The sequence below is a fragment of the Methylovorus sp. MP688 genome (assembly GCF_000183115.1).
GTDB classification, from domain to species: Bacteria; Pseudomonadota; Gammaproteobacteria; order Burkholderiales; family Methylophilaceae; genus Methylovorus; species Methylovorus glucosotrophus.
This window is the reverse complement of the sequence record NC_014733.1, coordinates 806,313-822,164: the sequence shown is the minus strand read 5'-3', so window position 1 is coordinate 822,164 and position 15,852 is coordinate 806,313. Positions and strand designations below refer to the sequence as shown.

The following is a 15,852-nucleotide window of genomic DNA, read 5'->3' as shown; positions in this document are numbered from 1 at the left end:
CTGGGGCATATCACCCGTATAGACGGCAATGCCGGACGGCTGGACTACCGGGGTGAAGGGCTGGAACTCCGCACCGATGGGCATGGGGCCATCCGCGCCAGACAAGGCCTTATCCTTACCACCGAAGCGAGACGAGAAGCGCAGAACCACCTCACCGACCTCAGCGAGACCACGGCAAGACTAGAACGGAACTCCGCACCGATGGGCATGGGGCGATTCGCGCCAGACAAGGCCTTATCCTCACCACCGAAGCGAGAAGAGAAGCCCAGAACCACCTCACCGACCTCAGCGAGACCACAGCACGTCTCACACAGGCACAAGCCCAGCATGCCGACCTGGGCCAGCTCGCCAGCCAGCACCAGGCGCAGGACAACGACGACCAGCCCAGGGTGAGCGAACGGCTGCAGGGGCAGAATGACGGTATTACCGGCAACAAGAGCAGCAATACCAGCAATACAAACTCCAACGACACCGCCTTCCTCGAACTGCAGCAACCGCACCTCGTCATGGCTAGCCCCGCTGGCATTGCCAGCACCACCCCCGGCAGCACCCATCAGCACAGTGGCGAAGACCATGCCATTACCACGGGCAGCAATGTCAGCTTGAGTGCCAATCGCAGCCTCATCGCCAGTGTACGTGAGGCGATACGGCTGTTTGCGTACAAGGCGGCAATGTCAGCTTGAGTGCCAATCGCAGCCTCATCGCCAGTGTACGTGAGGCGATACGGCTGTTTGCGTACAAGGCGGGCATCAAGCTCATTTCGGCACAAGAGAGCATCGATATCCAAGCCCTCAAACACAGCATCGACATGGTCGCCAATCTGGACATTCGCCACACCGCAGAAAACATCACCTTCAACGCCAAACAGGAAATCGTGGTGAACGCAGGCGGCAGCTACACCCGCTGGAGCGCCAGCGGCATTGAGAGCGGCACGGCAGGCAGCTGGAAAGTCCATGCCAATCAGCATGGGATGGATGGCCCCAAAACATTGCCGGTGGTGATGCCGGAGGTGCCGCGGCAGCTACACCCGCTGGAGCGCCAGCGGCATTGAGAGCGGCACGGCAGGCAGCTGGAAAGTCCATGCCAATCAGCATGGGATGGATGGCCCCAAAACATTGCCGGTGGTGATGCCGGAGGTGCCTTCCGGCGGCATAGGCCCTTATGCAGCCAGCTATCAGCTGTTCAAAGATGATGGTCGGCCATTTGAAGGTTACGCATGGAAGGTGGAGGCTGAGTCTGGCGAAGTAGCCAATGGCATTACCGATAGCAAAGGTACAAGTGCATTGCTGGAGAGTGAGCAGGTCGTCAGTACCCATATCGTCAAGGCGAGGACTCGTGAAAGTGAACGTATCGATACGGCGTGGCTTGCTGCATTAAACAAGAAAGCGAGTGTGTAGCATGCCGATTGTCTGGGCCATTCTGGAGTTGATCATAGAAGCTGCTGCTGTTTATGAGACTTATGATCTAGCGAGAACCTTGTATGACGACGTTAGCAAATACGAATCCAATCTTGAGGAGGCGAAAAAACAGATTCGTCGCCTGATGCAGTCATTACAGGAAGAGGTAAACAACAATATTGACCATAAGGAAGAACGGCAACTGCTGGCACGCCTGTTAAATGTGGATGCTCGCAAAGTCCAGAGCGAGGTCACCCGCAAGGTGCAGGGGCCGCTGGGGGATGGCAGTGAATTGATAAAAACCGCCATCCGCATGCCCATGCCGTTTCGCCGTCAGTTGACGGAAATATGCGATATCGTCAACAAGACCCCGGTGCTATCGCTGCGGCGCAAGCGCGGGGTGGAGATCAAAGACTTGCCACAGGCCAAGAAAAAAATTCTGATTGAGTTGCTGGCCATGAGCGCTGAGGAGCTGGCGGATGTTGATCTGGATGCTTTTATCGTGGTGCGGCTGAAGCAGCTGGTGGTGTCCCACATGATCGAATTTGCCGATGACCTGCTGGACTGGAAAAGCCCCATGAAAGCCGAAGCCTGCTTTGGGCCCCGTTTTGAAAACCCACCAGTGCAGGGCACCCGGCTTACCCGGCTGGGTGGGAAGCTGAATCCCTTTTACCCCATGCCTCATAGACGCAAGGGCGCCATTGCCGCCGATGTGGCGATCCCCGATTACCGGCACTGAAAACCCACCAGTGCAGGGCACCCGGCTTACCCGGCTGGGTGGGAAGCTGAATCCCTTTTACCCCATGCCTCATAGACGCAAGGGCGCCATTGCCGCCGATGTGGCGATCCCCGATTACCGGCACGAGCCCCTCAGCAAAACCAACCTCTTCGGCATCGTCGAGATCAAGTTCCCCGGCGATACGATTCGGGATGAGCAGTTTAGGCGCTACAAGCAGCTCAGCAAAGACTGCGCCAAAGCCAAGACCGCCCATGTGGGTAAAGCCCGCACGCTGGAAGGCAAGGGCGTGACCCTGGGCGCGCGCGTCTCCCTGTTCCGCTACCCCTGGGACCGTATCCGGCAGAAGGACGGAAGCAGCGAAGATTCCAAACCAACTCACACCAGCCGCAAAAAAGGCCCCGGCAAACGATAAGGCGATCACACTATGTCCACCTCTGAGCTGTATTTAACCGAAGAAGAAATTGCCAACTTCATTCATGAAACAAAACAATCCCCGCAATACTTCTATGGCTACGAGGGCCAGGAATACGGCGTCTGCCCCTTCGTAACAATGTACATCGTGCACAAGCCAGAAGACTTTGAGAACATGGCCCACCACATGATCGAGGTGCATGAACAACTGCTGGGCATGATCGATAGTCCGTATCGCATGATATGGAAAGACTCCACGGAAGTCTGGTTCAAGGCTGGCGACAGGCGCTTGCCTGCCGATTTGTATGAAGAGGTGCGCAAGGCCGTACACAAAGAGCAACCCTTCTGGATTCAAGCCACCGACATGGAGAGCCGCATCTCTTCCGCCCGCTGGGCGATTGAAGCCTGGGTCAACAACAACACCGAGATGCGCTACACCACGCTCAAGATCACCTTCCGCCATGCCTGGTATTTGCAGCACAAGGCCGAGATTGCCGGTGGTGATGCCGGAGGTGCCCATCAGTCTCAACCATCCACTTGGCCGCTACCAGTTCAATAAAAATCAGCTTCCAGAGGCAGAACAAACACATTTCGCCGGGCATCGCTATCGGGTCAGCACGGAGGAGGGGCAGAGCGTTGGCGGGGTGACGGACGATCAAGGCCTGGGCGAGTATCTTTACACCGACCTCCCAGAAAACATCGTCGCGGAAATGGCGCCCCTGCGGGTGGATCAGCCCATCACCGAGAATTATCAGGCGAAGATAAATGGCTTGTCGGTGCCGAGTCAGCGCACGGACGCTCCTCCTGATCCGGCAGACCTGGACGCCTTCCTTGCGGCGAATGATGCGGAGGGGGCGTAATGGGTGCATTAGTCATCGCCATGATCGAAATGGCCATTGAGGCGGGGGTTATTGGCTGGCGTGCCTATGAAGCATATCAAGCTGCCCAGGCGATGGTGGATGCCGCTGAACTGGCCAAGGCAGTAGCCCAATATAAAGCCTTTCTCAAAGAAGCTGTGCTGGACAATCTCAAGCATGAGATTGATGTGAAATCGAGCCAGCTGGCTCGTGTTGACTCCGGTGGCAATACCCACGCATGGCGCACCCAATCCGAAGTGCGTGACCAAGCCACCTTTCGCCCCTTCATTAATCGCAGAATCCCATTCCGCCTGCCGATCAGCCATGTGGTTAAGCTGGCAAACGAGCATCCGATCAAAGTGCCACGGCGACTGCGCACGATGGTGAGCGCTAGTGGCGAACTGCGTCACCGCACCATTGAAGTGGCCTTGCGTCAATACACGGCCAGCGTTTGCTTTGAAACCGTGGATGCGATTCTGGACTGGAAAAGCCCGCTGAAAGCGGAGCTGGCCTATAACCCGGATACCAAAGCCCCTTATCTGAATGCAGCCCCGCCCACCCGGCCGAAGCGGGTGGGCAATCTGCCGTTTACCTTCTGGCCGGTACCCAGAGGGGCGCTCATCCCCGACCTGACCATTGCAGAAAACCGCCATCAACCGGCCGCGCTCACCCCGCGTGACAATGTGTTTGCCGTGGTGGAAATCAAATTCCCCAATGATCCCATTCGAAAAAAACAGCTGGAAGATTATTCCAAGTTGGTGGAAGAACACCGCGTCGCCCTGATGCGGGTGCCGGAAGACCTGCATGTCAGCCTGCGGCCAAAGACGCGGGATGGACGGGATGCGACACGGGGGCGAGATAATCATCAAAAACGTGGAAGAGGTAAATAAGGATGAATTTCGATCAGGACAAACTGCCCCGCAAAATTGCAGATTTACTTGAAGACCCGAATACCGTATGGGGATGGGATTTCCCAGATGGCCGCACCCAATGGTTAGGCACAGGCTGCTTCGCCACCCTGTACTTCCGCTCCGGCACCGCCCGCGAGGCCCGGGACAAAGCGCATATCGTGGTCGATTGCATAGAGCGCTTCAATGCCATGATAGGCAACAAGTTCGTGACGGCAGAACACCCTGATTCCTCCCGGCCCCATCCCTTTGGCGGCAAACGCTTGCCGCAGGACTGGCATGCCTATACTGAAGCATGCAAGGACAGAAATATCAATTATGGATTTACCAGCGAAAAAGCCATCACCGACTCCCCCGAGTTCGCCTTGTCTTCCAAAGTAAGACTGGCGAATAACACAGAAGATTACAACAACCTGCGCTTTGACTTTACTCTGACATGGTGGCACACCCAGCGGGACGTCTTTGGCCGCTTTCTGCGCGAAACGGCCCGGCAACTGGGGGCCGAACAGGGCTATATGGGCCTGGGCTTTGCCCGGCCACTGGACCTCGGCGCATCGGCGGATATTGAGGGGCTGGAATACCAGCTGGCCCAGCATTTTTATGGGCTGGATATTGAGCAGCCGTTCTGGAACGGTTTTGAGAACAGCAAAACAAGAGGCCTGCCTCTGGGCGGCATGCGTCCACTGGTGTGGGCGGGGCTGGTAGGCGGCCCCTGGCTACAAAAACTTGGGGGGGCTTATGCCTTGGTGCATGCCTTGCGTCATGATGAGCATCCCGCGATCCGTACCGAAGTGCTGAACCAGGATCAGGTATGGATTGAAGTCGGCGATGCGCCTCAGCTACACCCAGTCAGCGAGCCGGTACCTGCCGACCTGGCCTTTGTGGCCAAGGTGATGCGCCCGGCACGGGGCGAAGAGCTCAGCCTGACCGGCATGACCCGTTGGGATGATGACGATGACATGGTATTTACCCCCACGGAAAGCCGCCGCTGGCTAAAGCGCTTTGATGACGACAGCGACTGGCCCACGCCAGAAACACGGCAGCTTCCGCAGACGCCCGCTGCCCCAGCACGCAGTGCGACGCTGTCTGCACTGCCAGGGGAGCCTTGTCCGAAAGAGGGAGTATGGTTTGCCCCGCATTTGGGCATGCAAGAGGTGAGCATGCGACGAGGTGACCCCATGCCTGGTGTGGGGCAGGATGGGCAGTCGGGTAGCGTGATCTGGTATTGGAAAGCATAGGGCTAGGTTGCTGGCAGGGCTGTGGCAGCGAATTGATTAAAACCGCCATCCGCATGCCCATGCCGTTTCGCCGTCAGTTGACGGAAATATGCGATATCGTCAACAAGACCCCGGTGCTATCGCTGCGGCGCAAGCGCGGGGTGGAGATCAAAGACTTGCCACAGGCCAAGAAAAAAATTCTGATTGAGTTGCTGGCCATGAGCGCTGAGGAGCTGGCGGATGTTGATCTGGATGCTTTTATCGTGGTGCGGCTGAAGCAGCTGGTGGTGTCCCACATGATCGAATTTGCCGATGACCTGCTGGACTGGAAAAGCCCCATGAAAGCCGAAGCCTGCTTTGGGCCCCGTTTTGAAAACCCACCAGTGCAGGGCACCCGGCTTACCCGGCTGGGCGGCAAGCTGAATCCCTTTTACCCCATGCCTCATAGACGCAAGGGCGCCATTGCCGCCGATGTGGCGATCCCCGATTACCGGCACGAGCCCCTCAGCAAAACCAACCTCTTCGGCATCGTCGAGATCAAGTTCCCCGGCGATACGATTCGGGATGAGCAGTTTAGGCGCTACAAGCAGCTCAGCAAAGACTGCGCCAAAGCCAAGACCGCCCATGTGGGTAAAGCCCGCACGCTGGAAGGCAAGGGCGTGACCCTGGGCGCGCGCGTCTCCCTGTTCCGCTACCCCTGGGACCGTATCCGGCAGAAGGACGGAAGCAGCGAAGATTCCAAACCAACTCACACCAGCCGCAAAAAAGGCCCCGGCAAACGATAAGGCGATCACACTATGTCCACCTCTGAGCTGTATTTAACCGAAGAAGAAATTGCCAACTTCATTCATGAAACAAAACAATCCCCGCAATACTTCTATGGCTACGAGGGCCAGGAATACGGCGTCTGCCCCTTCGTAACAATGTACATCGTGCACAAGCCAGAAGACTTTGAGAACATGGCCCACCACATGATCGAGGTGCATGAACAACTGCTGGGCATGATCGATAGTCCGTATCGCATGATATGGAAAGACTCCACGGAAGTCTGGTTCAAGGCTGGCGACAGGCGCTTGCCTGCCGATTTGTATGAAGAGGTGCGCAAGGCCGTACACAAAGAGCAACCCTTCTGGATTCAAGCCACCGACATGGAGAGCCGCATCTCTTCCGCCCGCTGGGCGATTGAAGCCTGGGTCAACAACAACACCGAGATGCGCTACACCACGCTCAAGATCACCTTCCGCCATGCCTGGTATTTGCAGCACAAGGCCGAGTGGCACCGCTTTATGCACAAGTGGATCAGCATTCTGCAGCCTGACCAGTACTACAGCGGCTTTGAAATCGGCTCCACCGGCAGTGGCGCCATGGGGTCTTATGAAGCCGAGGTCATGGAGCGTATTTGCGCGGATTATTTCTATGGGCTGGATATCGATCATCCGGGGGATATGGGCTACCACTATCGTGATGACGAGAGCGGCTGGGTGAATGTATCGGACCTGAGCGCAGGCCTGCGCACCCCCACCTGGTGCTTTCTGCTGTCGCCTTTCTGGCTGGCGAAGCTGGGCTTGACGGCCGATGCCCTTTATCAGGCATTGACCCCGCTAGGAGGGACCATCACCGCGATCCCATACCCGCAAGGCAAGACCGCTTACTGGGTACAACTGGGGGAGCTGGCCCTGCATCCGGTGGAAGAGGGCATACCGCCGCTGCTCGCCGCCGCCAGCCGCCTGATCCGCCCGGTGCGCTGTGACGATCTGCTGCTCTCCAGCCTTGACCCTTGAGATGATGACCCCAATCCCCGTTTTAACACCATAGACGGCCCGCGCTGGATGGGACGCTTTGATGACGACAGCGACTGGCCCACGCCAGAAACAAGGCAGCTCCCGCAGACGCCTGCTGCCCCAGCGCGCACTGCGACGCTGTCTGCCCTGCCAGGGGAGCCTTGCCCCAAAGAGGGGATATGGTTTGCGCCGCACCTGAGCATGCAAGAGGTGAGCATGCGGCAAGGCGAACCCATGCCTGGCAAGGATGAGGCCGGGCGATCGGGCAGTGTGATCTGGTATTGGAAAGGTTAAAGGGCAAAAAAAACCGCCCATCGGGGCGGCGGGGCGTTAACTACACTTAACGCCTCTGGAGGAACTGGAAGTTCGCTAGGCCTGTAATCCACTCCGCAGATAACTTTGCGTCGTGGCCTGGCCGTTGGCACCATACATCTGGCCAGGTGAGTGATGCGCATGCAGCGCATTGAGAAACTGTTCATTACGACTGAAGTGCTTGTTGATCAGCACGCCATTCACACGGTTCATTTCCTGGGCTTGCACCAGCATTTTGTGAAACTGCATCCACGATTGCTGCACAGCCACGGTTTTCTGGGCTACCAGCCAATCTGCCATGCCTTTTTCGCTGCCTTCGAAGCCCAGTTTCACCAGGGCGTCGTGACGCTTTTGTACCGTGCTGCCAAGCTCGCTGAGCAGATGCGCCTTCTCATCAAGAATCTGCTCGATCTCGTCCATATTGGCTCTCACCAGGCTGGCTTGTTCACGGGATAATAAAACGATCAATTGATTGACCAGTTGGCTATCCTGCTCGAACGAGATGCTTGTGCTCATGGTTATCTCACGATTTGGCTGAAGTTAATAAATCCTTAACGGTTTCAATCAGGCCATCGGCAACCTTGCCGGAATCGACCTGGAATTGGCCGTTGGTAATCGCCGTTTTGATGGCGTCTACCTTATCTGTGTCATATACCGTCTGCGTCGCGATCCGTGCTTCCAGGGATTGCAATTGCGAGGACAGTGGGGAAAGCGTGACGCTTTCAGTGGCGGGGGGGGGGGCCCCCGGTGGCGGTTGCGCCACCCACTGCCGGTGCCGGTGTTTTCTTTGCGGTGCCGGATTCGATCTTCTCGGTCACCAACCCAGTGGTTTTCTGGATGGAGTCATTGATCTTCATGGTTTTTCCTCATGCATGAATGTGTGTGCATCTTGCCTTCTATAAGGCTCATATCGGCAGGGTTTTCTTAAACTTTAACACCGATCGGCAAGTTTGAAACGGCTCTTGCCAGCCTTTACATTCATTCGACGCAAAAACACATGCTTAAAAACTGACTTCAATTTTTCCACCATTGCGGGCAATCCCGCTTACTACCTGCCCATTGGCGACCTTGACCCTCACCAGCTGGCCATCGGTAGCATTATTGAGCGCGTGACCTTCGGCGCTGATACTGAAGCCCTTGCCTCGCGTAATCAGCGTGACCGTTTGACCCTGCTGTACGACAGGTGACGCTTTCAGCATCTCCTGGCGCAGCACGGTACCGGCATTCATGGAAATATTAACGATGCGGCCAATGGCTTGCTCGGGATCGGTAAAGATACCGGGAGGCAGCTGAGCCAGATCGCCACTTTCAAACAGCAGGTCACCGCTATCCACCACCCGGCCCTGAGCCAGCGGCGCCGCCGCCACCAGATACTGCCCCACCACATTCACTGTGGCCTGCATGTAGATGGTCCAGGCGGGCGCATTGCAGCGCACACCGACATTGGTCTTGCCCCAGGCACGGCTACCCTGCGGCATGAACACTTCCAGCGCCGGGCATTTGGCGAGCTTGAGATTATTGTCTATGGCACCGGCAGTGACGGTGACACGACCGGGATAACCGGCGGTCTGCACGGTCAGGAATTCTTCGACCTTCTTGCGGATGGAGGTCAGGTTCTGCGTCTGGTCAGTATTCGGCATCGCTTCAGCATGGGAAAGCGCACTGCCAGCCAGGAGCAATATTCCTGTGCAGAATGCCAAAAATTGCTTTACGATAGAATGACTTGCCATGATGCGTTCCTCGACTGCGGAGAAAGATACAGCCTGCATTCTACGTAGCCGGGACAAAAGTAAATGGTGGAAAAAGACGACATTTCCCCCTTTACTCCTCTGATTGAAGTTGACTGTCGGGCTCTACACTCGCCCTCATCATAGATAACGGCTGCACTAAGTTAAAACTTGAGCCAGGTAAAAACCTGAGCTGGGTGAAAACTTGAAGCCGGATCGAAACAGGAGGTCAGTACACATGAACAGACTAGATGCAGCACTGGCATTTCAGCAGTCCGCTCTTCGCGTGCGTGCGCAAAGGCAGGAGCTTATTGCCGCCAATATCGCCAATGCCGATACCCCGAACTACAAGGCGCGCGACATCAATTTCAATGATGCGCTCAATAATGCCCTGAGCGGTAACGACACCCCCGGCTCTGGCCTCGACGTCAGCAAAACATCCAGCGCCCACCTCAGTGGCGACCCCACCAGTGTCGACTACGTGCCGACCGGCAAGCCGGGCGAGCCCATGTTCCGCCCCCTGATCCAGGGTAGCGTGGATGGCAATACTGTCGACATGGACGTGGAGCGCAACCAGTTTACCGACAATGCCATCCGTTACGAAGCCAGCCTCAACATGATCAACGGCCAGATCAAGAAGCTGCTGTCGGCGATTCAGGGCCAATAGCCGGATTATATAAAGGAGCACCATCATGTCTCTGTTCAATGTATTCAATGTGTCCGGCTCAGCCATGAGCGCCCAGTCGCAGCGGCTTAATGCCGTCGCCAGCAATCTGGCCAACGCCGATAGCGCCACCAGTGCCAATGGTCAGCCGTACAAGGCCAAGCAGGTGGTATTCAGCGCCACCCCCACCAACAACGCCGCTGTCAGCGGCGTCAAGGTGCAACAGGTGATTGAAGACCCGTCTCCACCCAAGGTGGTGTACGACCCCAAGCACCCGGCAGCCAATGCGCAAGGCTATGTCACCATGCCCAATGTGAATGTGACCGAAGAAATGGTCAACATGATCTCGGCCTCGCGTGCCTACCAGAATAACGTGGAAACCATGAATGCCGCCAAGACCATGTTGTTGAAAACACTGACCATCGGACAATAATTTCCTTTAAGGATCACGCCATGACCACCATTTCAAATGACCTGCTGACTACGATGAACACGCGCAAATCCAGCTCGGGTTCCAGCGCCTCCGATGTGCAGGACCGTTTCATGACCCTGCTCATCACCCAGATGAAAAGCCAGGATCCGCTCAACCCGATGGATAACGCGCAGGTGACCAGCCAGCTGGCCCAGCTTTCCACGGTTACCGGTATCGACAAGCTGAACACCACCATGGAATCCATGATCAGCAACGTGCAGTCCAGCCAGACCTATCAGGCATCCAACATGATAGGCCGCTATGTGCTGACCAAGGGCGACAGCCTGACCCTCACCGAGAGCAAATCCTATCTGGGCATCAACCTGCCGGTAGGCGCCGACAAGGTCACCGTCACCATCAAGGATTCTGCCGGCAATCAGATGCGTCAACTGACCCTGGGCAAGCAGGAAGCCGGCGTATTGCCACTGAGCTGGGATGGTTACAAGGATGATGGTTCCAAGGCAGCAGACGGCAATTACAAGTTCGAAGTCGCCGCCACCACCGCCAATACCAGCGTCACCGCCACGCCGTTGTCTTACGATCAGGTCATGAGCGTATCCAACAGCAGCAGTGGCATCAAACTCAACCTGGGCAAACTCGACTCCATCGGTATTGATGATGTCGTGGAAGTCTTTTAGTCAATGCACGTCCTCACGCTAACAAGGAGATCAACATGAGTTTTCAACAAGGGTTAAGCGGCCTCAATGCCGCATCCAAGAGTCTGGACGTCATTGGCAATAACGTCGCCAACGCCAACACGGTCGGGTTCAAGCAATCGCGCGCCGAGTTTGCCGATGTGTATGCCAACGCACTGAACGGTTCTGGCACCGGCTCCGCCGGTATCGGCGTGAAAGTCGCCGACATCCAGCGCCAGTTCACCCAGGGCAATATCACCAACACCGAAAACCCGCTGGACATCGCCATCAATGGCAATGGCTTCTTCCGCCTCAGCAATAGCGGCGCCATTACCTACAGCCGTAACGGTCAGTTTCAGCTGGATAAAGCAGGCTACATCGTGACCTCCAGCGGCGAACGCCTGACGGGCTACGTGGCGGACACCAATGGCGCCCTGCAGACCGGTGCCCTGACCGATATCAAGATCAGCTCGGCAGACCTGGCGCCCCAGGCCTCTACCAAGGTCAACGATGTATTTAACCTGGATTCGCGCAGCGCCGTGTTGCCGATCGCCTCGTTCAATCCGGCCGACCCCACCACCTACACGCAGGTAGTGCCGATTTCCGTGTATGACAGTCAGGGTAATCCGCACACCCTGCAGAGCTACCTGATCAAAACCGCCGCCAATACCTGGAGTGTGCGCACCACCGTTGACGGTGGCACCACCGCCGTGGGTTCATCTACATTGACATTTGACACCAACGGCCTGTTGACCGGCACGACTACTCAGGCCGTTACTCTGGCACCGCCAACGGTACCTGCATCACAGGCCATTACCATTGATTTCGCCAGCTCCACCCAGTTTGGCTCCGATTACAGCCTGAACAGCCAGGTGCAGGATGGCTACGCCTCCGGCCGCCTTTCCAGCTTCAGCACTGCGGCTGACGGCACCATTATCGGCCGTTATACCAACGGTCAGGCCAAGGCCCTGGCCCAGGTAGTATTGGCCAAGTTTGCCAACCCTAACGGCCTGTCTGCGCTGGGTAACAACCAGTTTGCCGAAACCGCCGACGCAGGTGTACCGGTCATCGGCAAGGCTGGAACCGGAGGTTTGGGCACCCTGCAATCATCCGCCACCGAAGACTCCAACGTGGATCTGACGGCGGAACTGGTGAACATGATTACTGCACAGCGTTACTACCAGGCCAACGCGCAAACTATCAAGACGCAAGATCAGGTCTTGCAGACCCTGGTCAACCTGCGTTAAGCATTGAGCCCGGGCTGAAGCCGTAAAGGAGAGACCATATGGACCGCATGATTTACACCGCGATGTCAGGCGCCAAGCATATTCTGGAGCAGCAAGCGACCACGGCGCACAATCTGGCCAATGCCACCTCTACCGGTTTCAAGGCCCAGGTGGATTCTTTCCGCGCTGTGCCTATTGTCAGCGAAGGCCTGCCAACGCGGGCTTTCGTCATTGACACCACCGTGGCTACCGATTTCACGCCCGGCACCATTATCGGCACCTCGCGCGATCTGGATATCGCCATTCAGGGCCGGGGCTGGATTGCGGTGCAACGGCTGGATGGCAGCGAGGCTTACACCCGCAATGGCTCGCTCAAGGTCAATGAAAATGGCATTTTGCAGACGGCAGACGGCCTGACCGTGCTTGGCGATGGTGGCCCCATCACCATACCGCCCGATGAAAGAATCGCCATCGGCAAGGATGGCACGGTATCTACCGTGTCGCGTGTGACCGTACCCAGCCCGACCAATATCGTCGGCCGCATCAAGCTGGTGAATCCGGACGAAAGCACGCTGGTGCGTGGCACGGATGGCTTGTTCAGCACACAGAACGGCCAGCCAGCACAGGCTGATGCCAATATCCAGGTCGCCAGCGGCGCGCTGGAAGGCAGCAATGTCAATGTAGTGGATGCCATGGTCAACATGATCAGCCTGGCCCGCCAGTTCGAAACGCAGATGAAACTGCTGGAGAACGCCGAGAATAACGCCAATAAAGCCAGTCAACTCTTCAGTTTGGGTTGATCAGGCTTACGTTAATATGCAGTCATACCAACGCCCGTTTATGCATCTCGGGCACGAGAGGACATCATCATGATACGCTCACTGTGGATTTCAAAGACCGGCCTGGATGCGCAGCAAACGCAAATGGACGTGATCGCCAATAACCTGGCCAACGTCAGCACCAATGGCTTCAAGCGCTCACGCGCCGTATTCGAGGATCTGCTCTACCAGAACATCCGCCAGCCCGGTGCGCAGTCTTCTCAGCAAACCCAATTGCCTTCCGGCATGCAGCTCGGCACCGGTGTCAAACCCGTGGCCACTGAGCGCATTTTCAGCCAGGGCAACCTGCAGCAAACGGAAAACGCCAAGGATCTCGCCATCAATGGCGAAGGCTTTTTTCAGGTGCTGCTGCCCGATGGTTCCACCGCCTACACGCGCGATGGTTCATTCCAGGTCGATAACCAGGGCCAGATGGTAACCGCCAGCGGTTACACCATCCAGCCAGCCATCACCATTCCGGCCAATGCGCAGAGCATCACCGTTGGTCGCGATGGCACGGTGTCCGTCACCCTGCCCAACTCGGTGGCGACCACCCAGATTGGCACCATCCAGCTGGCCACGTTTATCAATCCGGCCGGTCTGCAATCCAAGGGCGAAAACCTGTATGTCGAAACCTCGGCTTCGGGCACGGCCAGCACCAATACCCCAGGCGCCAACGGCGCGGGTGTATTGAATCAGGGTTACGTGGAAACCTCCAACGTGAACGTCGTTGAGGAACTGGTCAGCATGATCCAGACCCAGCGCGCCTATGAAATCAACAGCAAGGCCATCACCACTTCTGACCAGATGCTGCAAAGGCTGTCGCAGCTATAGTCATGGCAAGGCCGGGAGTATGAACATGCTTAAGATCATTCGTCATATTGCAACGCAACTGAAGCCCGCCGTACTGGGGCTGCTGGCGGCTGGCGCGCTGACCTTGAGCGCCTGCACACCCACCTCGATCACGCAAGGGCCGCTGACCACCAAGCCTTACCCGGCCTCGGCACGTCCGCCCACCAACGGCGCCATTTACAACGTCGCCGCTTACCGCCCGCTGTTTGAAGACCGTCGCGCGCGCCTGATCGGCGATACGCTGATGATCAACATTACCGAGAACACCTCGGCCACCAAAGCCAACGGCAGCTCCGCCAGCAAAAAAGGCAGCGTAGACTCTTCCGTCACCGCCTCGTTTGGCAGCCCATTGCCGCGTGCCGCGTTTAACAGCGCATCTGACCTGTCGTACACCGATGCCGCTGCCGCCAATGCCAGCAACGTCTTTACTGGCTCGATTGCGGTCACGGTACTTGATGTGCTGCCTAACGGCTACCTGGTCGTGGGTGGTGAAAAACAGGTGGCGCTGGATAAAGGCACCGAGTTTGTACGCCTGTCCGGCGTCGTGAACCCCGACACCATCACGGCCGCCAACACCGTGCCATCGACCCGCGTGGCTGACGCCCGTATCGAATATCGCACTAACAGCCGTGTGGATGCCGCCCTTGTGACGTCCATCCTGTCACGCTTTTTCCTGAGCTTCATCCCGCTGTGAGAATGCCATCATGACCACGCTTCTGCCTAAACGCCGCCTGAATATTCTGCTGATTGCCCTGCTGGCCGCCGGCCTGGGCATGAGCCTGCCGGTGGAAGCGGAGCGCCTGAAAGATCTGGCGACCATACAGGGCGTGCGCTCCAACCAATTGATCGGCTACAGCCTGGTCGTGGGTCTGGATGGCACCGGTGACCAGACCACACAAACGCCATTTACCGTACAAAGCTTGATCAGCATGCTGCAAGGCATGGGCGTGACCCTGCCACAGGGCACCAACCTGCAACTGAAAAACGTCGCCGCCGTGATGGTCACCGCCACCCTGCCGCCCTTTGCCCAGCCGGGCCAGGCGCTGGATGTGACGGTATCTTCCATGGGTAATGCCAAGAGCCTGCGCGGCGGCACGCTGCTGATGACACCGCTGAAAGGTGCTGATAACCAAGTCTACGCCATGGCCCAGGGCAACCTGGTGGTAGGCGGCGTCGGTGCTTCGGCCAATGGCAGCCAGACCCAGATCAATCACCTGGGCGTAGGCCGTATCTCGGCCGGTGCCACGGTGGAACGTGCGGTTCCGGTGGCGCTGAATCAGGGCACCGGCATTAACCTGGAATTGAAAGATTCGGATTTCTCCACCGCCAGCAAGGTGGTCGATGCCATCAACCAGCGCTTTGGCACGGGCACGGCCGCCGCGCAGGATGGCCGCGTCATCCGCGTCAATGCCCCCGCAGACAGCAGCCGCGTTAGCTTCCTGGCCGCGCTGGAGTCGATTAACGTCAACCCTGCCGAATCTTCGGCCAAGGTGATTCTGAATGCACGCACCGGCTCGGTGGTCATGAACCGCTCGGTATCGCTGGAAGACTGCGCGGTATCGCACGGCAATCTTTCCGTCGTCATCAACACCGCGCCGGTCATCAGCCAGCCTGGCGCGCTTTCCGGCGGACAAACCGTCAGCACCGCCCGCTCGGAAATCTCTATCGAAAAAGAACCTGGCAAGGTCCTGAAGCTGGATGGCGGCGCATCGCTATCCGATGTGATCAAGGCCCTGAATGCCATCGGCGCCACCCCCCAGGACCTGCTCGCCATTCTGCAGGCCATGAAGTCTGCTGGCGCCTTGCGCGCAGAACTTGAAGTGATCTAGGCCGCAC

At 57.4% G+C, this 15,852-nt stretch carries 24 protein-coding genes and 2 pseudogenes; 22 read left to right on the top strand and 4 right to left on the bottom strand.

Annotation, left to right across the window (positions count from 1 at the left end):
• The 14 genes and pseudogenes from MPQ_RS14250 to MPQ_RS13545 form a co-directional block, all read left to right on the top strand.
• Positions 1–132 (top strand): annotated as a pseudogene (locus MPQ_RS14250) (type VI secretion system Vgr family protein); the annotation flags it as partial.
• Positions 133–215: 83 nt separating this feature from the next.
• Positions 216–290, top strand: a pseudogene (locus MPQ_RS14020) (hypothetical protein); the annotation flags it as partial.
• A 99-nt stretch (positions 291–389) separates the two neighbouring features.
• Positions 390–683: a DUF2345 domain-containing protein gene (locus tag MPQ_RS14015; protein WP_041362020.1), complete on the top strand. Its 294-nt coding sequence runs from the start codon at positions 390–392 to the stop codon at positions 681–683.
• Positions 680–1,051, top strand: a complete 372-nt coding sequence (locus MPQ_RS14010; protein ID WP_041362018.1) for a DUF2345 domain-containing protein — start codon at positions 680–682, stop codon at positions 1,049–1,051. Before MPQ_RS14015 ends, MPQ_RS14010 begins: the two co-directional genes overlap by 4 nt.
• A gap of 46 nt (positions 1,052–1,097) precedes the next feature.
• A complete protein-coding gene (locus MPQ_RS04045) occupies positions 1,098–1,397 on the top strand; it encodes a hypothetical protein (RefSeq protein ID WP_013441625.1) in 300 nt (99 codons plus the stop codon).
• Between the two features lies 1 nt (position 1,398).
• Positions 1,399–2,136, top strand: coding sequence for a hypothetical protein (locus MPQ_RS04040; protein WP_013441624.1), 738 nt, complete (start codon positions 1,399–1,401; stop codon positions 2,134–2,136).
• Complete coding sequence (locus MPQ_RS04035; RefSeq protein ID WP_049821867.1) at positions 2,108–2,548, top strand: hypothetical protein; 441 nt, start codon at positions 2,108–2,110, stop codon at positions 2,546–2,548. Before MPQ_RS04040 ends, MPQ_RS04035 begins: the two co-directional genes overlap by 29 nt.
• Positions 2,549–2,560: 12 nt before the next feature.
• The gene (locus MPQ_RS04030; protein ID WP_013441622.1) at positions 2,561–3,106 is read left to right on the top strand and encodes a hypothetical protein; all 546 of its coding nucleotides are present in this window, start codon (positions 2,561–2,563) and stop codon (positions 3,104–3,106) included.
• A complete protein-coding gene (locus tag MPQ_RS13825) occupies positions 3,060–3,407 on the top strand; it encodes a hypothetical protein (protein WP_168088809.1) in 348 nt (115 codons plus the stop codon). Before MPQ_RS04030 ends, MPQ_RS13825 begins: the two co-directional genes overlap by 47 nt.
• Complete coding sequence (locus MPQ_RS04020) at positions 3,407–4,294, top strand: VRR-NUC domain-containing protein (RefSeq protein ID WP_013441620.1); 888 nt, start codon at positions 3,407–3,409, stop codon at positions 4,292–4,294. The genes MPQ_RS13825 and MPQ_RS04020 overlap by 1 nt, the downstream gene beginning before the upstream one ends.
• Before the next feature lie 2 nt (positions 4,295–4,296).
• Positions 4,297–5,550 carry a type VI immunity family protein gene (locus MPQ_RS04015; protein ID WP_013441619.1) on the top strand — a complete coding sequence of 418 codons (1,254 nt, stop codon included), beginning with the start codon at positions 4,297–4,299 and terminating at the stop codon, positions 5,548–5,550.
• 32 nt (positions 5,551–5,582) lie between these two features.
• Positions 5,583–6,314, top strand: a complete 732-nt coding sequence (locus MPQ_RS13550) for a hypothetical protein (RefSeq protein WP_193373541.1) — start codon at positions 5,583–5,585, stop codon at positions 6,312–6,314.
• Between the two features lie 12 nt (positions 6,315–6,326).
• Entirely contained in the window at positions 6,327–7,310 is a 984-nt protein-coding gene (locus MPQ_RS04005; RefSeq protein WP_013441617.1) for a hypothetical protein, read from the top strand.
• A gap of 48 nt (positions 7,311–7,358) precedes the next feature.
• Complete coding sequence (locus MPQ_RS13545; RefSeq protein WP_013441616.1) at positions 7,359–7,604, top strand: hypothetical protein; 246 nt, start codon at positions 7,359–7,361, stop codon at positions 7,602–7,604.
• A 75-nt stretch (positions 7,605–7,679) separates the two neighbouring features.
• Here the strand turns inward: MPQ_RS13545 and MPQ_RS04000 are convergent, their stop codons facing one another.
• The 4 genes from MPQ_RS04000 to flgA all read right to left on the bottom strand — a co-directional run bounded on the left by MPQ_RS04000 (position 7,680) and on the right by flgA (position 9,352).
• Positions 7,680–8,138, bottom strand: a complete 459-nt coding sequence (locus MPQ_RS04000) for a flagella synthesis protein FlgN (RefSeq protein WP_013441615.1) — start codon at positions 8,136–8,138, stop codon at positions 7,680–7,682.
• 7 nt (positions 8,139–8,145) lie between these two features.
• On the bottom strand, positions 8,146–8,385 hold the full coding sequence (gene flgM / locus MPQ_RS13540) for a flagellar biosynthesis anti-sigma factor FlgM (protein ID WP_013441614.1): 240 nt from the start codon (positions 8,383–8,385) through the stop codon (positions 8,146–8,148).
• Positions 8,345–8,479, bottom strand: a complete 135-nt coding sequence (locus MPQ_RS14145; protein ID WP_013441613.1) for a hypothetical protein — start codon at positions 8,477–8,479, stop codon at positions 8,345–8,347. Before MPQ_RS14145 ends, flgM begins: the two co-directional genes overlap by 41 nt.
• A gap of 144 nt (positions 8,480–8,623) precedes the next feature.
• Positions 8,624–9,352 (bottom strand): flagellar basal body P-ring formation chaperone FlgA, encoded by a 729-nt coding sequence (flgA, locus tag MPQ_RS03990; RefSeq protein WP_013441612.1) that lies wholly within the window; start codon positions 9,350–9,352, stop codon positions 8,624–8,626.
• A 235-nt stretch (positions 9,353–9,587) separates the two neighbouring features.
• On the opposite strand from flgA, the gene flgB reads away from it, so the two are divergent.
• The 8 genes from flgB (at position 9,588) to MPQ_RS03950 (ending at position 15,845) form a co-directional block, all read left to right on the top strand.
• Positions 9,588–10,016 carry a flagellar basal body rod protein FlgB gene (gene flgB, locus MPQ_RS03985; RefSeq protein ID WP_013441611.1) on the top strand — a complete coding sequence of 143 codons (429 nt, stop codon included), beginning with the start codon at positions 9,588–9,590 and terminating at the stop codon, positions 10,014–10,016.
• A 25-nt stretch (positions 10,017–10,041) separates the two neighbouring features.
• Complete coding sequence (gene flgC, locus MPQ_RS03980; protein WP_013441610.1) at positions 10,042–10,446, top strand: flagellar basal body rod protein FlgC; 405 nt, start codon at positions 10,042–10,044, stop codon at positions 10,444–10,446.
• A gap of 20 nt (positions 10,447–10,466) precedes the next feature.
• On the top strand, positions 10,467–11,123 hold the full coding sequence (locus tag MPQ_RS03975) for a flagellar hook assembly protein FlgD (protein WP_013441609.1): 657 nt from the start codon (positions 10,467–10,469) through the stop codon (positions 11,121–11,123).
• Positions 11,124–11,158: 35 nt separating this feature from the next.
• Complete coding sequence (flgE, locus tag MPQ_RS03970) at positions 11,159–12,367, top strand: flagellar hook protein FlgE (RefSeq protein WP_013441608.1); 1,209 nt, start codon at positions 11,159–11,161, stop codon at positions 12,365–12,367.
• A gap of 38 nt (positions 12,368–12,405) precedes the next feature.
• Positions 12,406–13,146, top strand: a complete 741-nt coding sequence (gene flgF / locus MPQ_RS03965) for a flagellar basal-body rod protein FlgF (RefSeq protein ID WP_013441607.1) — start codon at positions 12,406–12,408, stop codon at positions 13,144–13,146.
• A 69-nt stretch (positions 13,147–13,215) separates the two neighbouring features.
• The gene (gene flgG / locus MPQ_RS03960; RefSeq protein ID WP_013441606.1) at positions 13,216–13,998 is read left to right on the top strand and encodes a flagellar basal-body rod protein FlgG; all 783 of its coding nucleotides are present in this window, start codon (positions 13,216–13,218) and stop codon (positions 13,996–13,998) included.
• A gap of 25 nt (positions 13,999–14,023) precedes the next feature.
• Positions 14,024–14,710 carry a flagellar basal body L-ring protein FlgH gene (locus MPQ_RS03955; RefSeq protein WP_049821925.1) on the top strand — a complete coding sequence of 229 codons (687 nt, stop codon included), beginning with the start codon at positions 14,024–14,026 and terminating at the stop codon, positions 14,708–14,710.
• A gap of 10 nt (positions 14,711–14,720) precedes the next feature.
• On the top strand, positions 14,721–15,845 hold the full coding sequence (locus MPQ_RS03950; RefSeq protein ID WP_013441604.1) for a flagellar basal body P-ring protein FlgI: 1,125 nt from the start codon (positions 14,721–14,723) through the stop codon (positions 15,843–15,845).
• The last annotated feature ends 7 nt before the right edge of the window (positions 15,846–15,852 follow it).

Excerpts from the sequence above, each read along its gene's own strand:
- MPQ_RS04030 (WP_013441622.1), top strand. The coding sequence starts at position 2,561 with ATGTCCACCTCTGAGCTGTATTTAACCGAAGAAGAAATTGCCAACTTC.
- MPQ_RS03955 (WP_049821925.1), top strand. The coding sequence starts at position 14,024 with ATGCTTAAGATCATTCGTCATATTGCAACGCAACTGAAGCCCGCCGTA.
- MPQ_RS04045 (WP_013441625.1), top strand. The coding sequence starts at position 1,098 with ATGGATGGCCCCAAAACATTGCCGGTGGTGATGCCGGAGGTGCCTTCC.
- MPQ_RS04040 (WP_013441624.1), top strand. The coding sequence starts at position 1,399 with ATGCCGATTGTCTGGGCCATTCTGGAGTTGATCATAGAAGCTGCTGCT.
- MPQ_RS14145 (WP_013441613.1), bottom strand. The coding sequence starts at position 8,479 with ATGAAGATCAATGACTCCATCCAGAAAACCACTGGGTTGGTGACCGAG.
- flgG (WP_013441606.1), top strand. The coding sequence starts at position 13,216 with ATGATACGCTCACTGTGGATTTCAAAGACCGGCCTGGATGCGCAGCAA.
- MPQ_RS03950 (WP_013441604.1), top strand. The coding sequence starts at position 14,721 with ATGACCACGCTTCTGCCTAAACGCCGCCTGAATATTCTGCTGATTGCC.
- MPQ_RS04015 (WP_013441619.1), top strand. The coding sequence starts at position 4,297 with ATGAATTTCGATCAGGACAAACTGCCCCGCAAAATTGCAGATTTACTT.
- MPQ_RS04005 (WP_013441617.1), top strand. The coding sequence starts at position 6,327 with ATGTCCACCTCTGAGCTGTATTTAACCGAAGAAGAAATTGCCAACTTC.
- flgC (WP_013441610.1), top strand. The coding sequence starts at position 10,042 with ATGTCTCTGTTCAATGTATTCAATGTGTCCGGCTCAGCCATGAGCGCC.
- flgA (WP_013441612.1), bottom strand. The coding sequence starts at position 9,352 with ATGGCAAGTCATTCTATCGTAAAGCAATTTTTGGCATTCTGCACAGGA.
- MPQ_RS13545 (WP_013441616.1), top strand. The coding sequence starts at position 7,359 with ATGGGACGCTTTGATGACGACAGCGACTGGCCCACGCCAGAAACAAGG.
- MPQ_RS04020 (WP_013441620.1), top strand. The coding sequence starts at position 3,407 with ATGGGTGCATTAGTCATCGCCATGATCGAAATGGCCATTGAGGCGGGG.
- flgF (WP_013441607.1), top strand. The coding sequence starts at position 12,406 with ATGGACCGCATGATTTACACCGCGATGTCAGGCGCCAAGCATATTCTG.
- flgB (WP_013441611.1), top strand. The coding sequence starts at position 9,588 with ATGAACAGACTAGATGCAGCACTGGCATTTCAGCAGTCCGCTCTTCGC.
- MPQ_RS03975 (WP_013441609.1), top strand. The coding sequence starts at position 10,467 with ATGACCACCATTTCAAATGACCTGCTGACTACGATGAACACGCGCAAA.
- flgE (WP_013441608.1), top strand. The coding sequence starts at position 11,159 with ATGAGTTTTCAACAAGGGTTAAGCGGCCTCAATGCCGCATCCAAGAGT.
- MPQ_RS04000 (WP_013441615.1), bottom strand. The coding sequence starts at position 8,138 with ATGAGCACAAGCATCTCGTTCGAGCAGGATAGCCAACTGGTCAATCAA.
- MPQ_RS04035 (WP_049821867.1), top strand. The coding sequence starts at position 2,108 with ATGTGGCGATCCCCGATTACCGGCACTGAAAACCCACCAGTGCAGGGC.